Genomic DNA, 2,153 nt, shown 5'->3' with positions numbered 1-2,153 from the left:
TGTCCTATGCCAACTAAATTTTTTAAAATATCTTTTTGTTTCAATAAAACTCGTTCTATAATAAAATCTAAAGCTATTTTATGATCGATATTTGAACCAATTTTTTTTTCATGTTTTATTCCTAGATGTTTCCATGTAATATATGTATCTGATAAAAACAAACGTTCTACTAAACCAGATAAATATACATATTCATTCTTAGGATTTAAGACGGCAAACTTTACAGAAGAGCTACCACAATTTAATACAAAAATTAAATTTTTCAAATTTTTATCCATTTTTTATTTAAAGCTATTTTATTTAAAATAATTTAATATGATTACATAAATAAATTTAGGTGAATAGTATGAATCTACAAAAAAAAATTATTAAATTACTAAAAGTCAAACCAAAAATTGTACCAAAAATAGAAATTAAAAAACGAGTTAATTTTCTAAAAAAATATTTACTTAATCATCCATATTTACATTCTTTAATAGTTGGTATTAGTGGAGGACAAGACTCTACATTAACGGGAAAACTATGTCAAATAACTATTGAAACACTAAGAAAAGAAACAAAAAATAAGAATTATCAATTTATTGCATTACGATTACCACACGGTGTCCAGAATGACGAAAAAGATTGTCGAGATGCAATTAATTTTATATGTCCAGATCAAGTATTTAATATAAATATAAAAAATGCAGTTCTAAGTTCTGAACAATCATTAAAAAGATCTGGTATTATTATTTCAGATCATATAAGAGGCAATGAAAAATCAAGAGAACGAATGAAAGTACAATATAGTGTTGCTGCTGTAAAAAATGGTCTTGTAGTAGGAACAGGACATGCATCAGAAATTATTAGTGGATTTTTCACAAAATATGGAGATAATGGAACAGATATTAATCCTATTGCTACACTAAATAAAAAACAAGGCAAGTCTTTATTGATACAATTAAAATGTCCAAGTCATCTTTATCTAAAAAAACCAACAGCAGATCTTGAAGATGAAAATCCACAGAAAGACGACGAATCTGTTTTAGGTGTAACATATAATGAAATTGATTCTTATTTAGAAGGAAAAGAAATAGATATCTCTAGTAAAAAAATTATTGAACAATTATATTTAAAAACTTTTCACAAAAGAAATAAACCAATTTCATTATAGAAACTAAAATGTTTAATGTAATATAATTTTTTTTTGCTCAATAGCATGAATTTGAACTTTAATAATTTCACTAATTGGATCTTCAGGACAATGTTCTACAAAATAAATTAAATCTGTTAGAGCTACATGATTACATTCTAATTGAGCATATATTAATCCTCTATCACGGATTTCATATGGATCATTCGGGTCAATTTGTAGTAGTAAATTAGCAACATTTAACGCTAATTCCATTTTTTTTTCTTCCATTAAAGCTGATTTTAACGTATTTAACATTTTACGAATAACGGTAATTGATTCAGCTTTATATAAATCATTTTCATATAATTCTGCTGTAGGACTAATATTACCCTTTAACCAAACTTCTAATGTATGCTGATCTAATATATCTCCATTAAAAGGGTTAATTAACCATTTTTTTTTATTAATCCAATCTGCTCTTAAAATAAGTTGAGTAGGAAATATAACAGGATTTAGAGGTAGTTTTAACGTTTGTGCAATATGTAAAAATAAAACCCCTAAAGATACTGCTGTACCTCGACGTGTTTTTAATACATTATCAATCCAAATTGTATCTGAAAGTTTATAAATACCACTAGCTCCACCAAAACTCCAATTATTATAAAATAATTCTAGCAATTTTTCTAATTTTTTATTAGGAGTACATTCAGATGAAATATAAGATTCAGCTTCTTTTATTCTAGTTTTTAATTCAGATACAACAAGATTTGTAGGAAAATCTTTTCGAATAATTTGAGAAGCAGCAATAATTGATTCAAAAAGTGATAGTTTAGAAAAATCAATGTTAGAAAGAGATTTCATGTTTTTAATAATCGTAATTTTTTTAAAAAATTCAAAATTTAAATGTCATAAATAATCATACAATTATATATATATTTTATAGTAATGTATAATATTGTTTTATATTATTAAAATACAGTTTATTTTTATATTTAAAAATATGTAAAAAAATCATAAGATTTTATTCAAAATGTTTTTT

At 24.1% G+C, this 2,153-nt stretch carries 2 protein-coding genes and 1 pseudogene; 1 reads left to right on the top strand and 2 read right to left on the bottom strand.

The genetic code is table 11. The annotated features are described in order from the left end of the window. Window positions 1–278, bottom strand: a pseudogene (locus D9V70_RS03235) (acetate kinase); the annotation flags it as partial. A gap of 68 nt (window positions 279–346) precedes the next feature. Between D9V70_RS03235 and nadE the strand changes: the two are divergent. Beyond that, a complete protein-coding gene (gene nadE / locus D9V70_RS00890) occupies window positions 347–1,153 on the top strand; it encodes an ammonia-dependent NAD(+) synthetase (RefSeq protein ID WP_158355898.1) in 807 nt (268 codons plus the stop codon). A gap of 12 nt (window positions 1,154–1,165) precedes the next feature. Here nadE and sirB1 read toward each other — a convergent pair whose 3' ends face one another. Further along, window positions 1,166–1,975: an invasion regulator SirB1 gene (gene sirB1, locus D9V70_RS00885; protein WP_158355897.1), complete on the bottom strand. Its 810-nt coding sequence runs from the start codon at window positions 1,973–1,975 to the stop codon at window positions 1,166–1,168. Window positions 1,976–2,153 lie beyond the last annotated feature (178 nt).

Origin of the sequence: Buchnera aphidicola (Lipaphis pseudobrassicae) (assembly GCF_005081185.1) — a bacterium.
Classification (GTDB): domain Bacteria; phylum Pseudomonadota; class Gammaproteobacteria; order Enterobacterales; family Enterobacteriaceae; genus Buchnera; species Buchnera aphidicola_AD.
Note: the sequence above shows the minus strand (reverse complement) of the source record. Positions and strands in the feature narration are given on the sequence as shown.

Bases quoted from the DNA above. Each gene is read 5' to 3' on its own strand.
- nadE (WP_158355898.1), top strand. From the start codon at position 347: ATGAATCTACAAAAAAAAATTATTAAATTACTAAAAGTCAAACCAAAA.
- sirB1 (WP_158355897.1), bottom strand. From the start codon at position 1,975: ATGAAATCTCTTTCTAACATTGATTTTTCTAAACTATCACTTTTTGAA.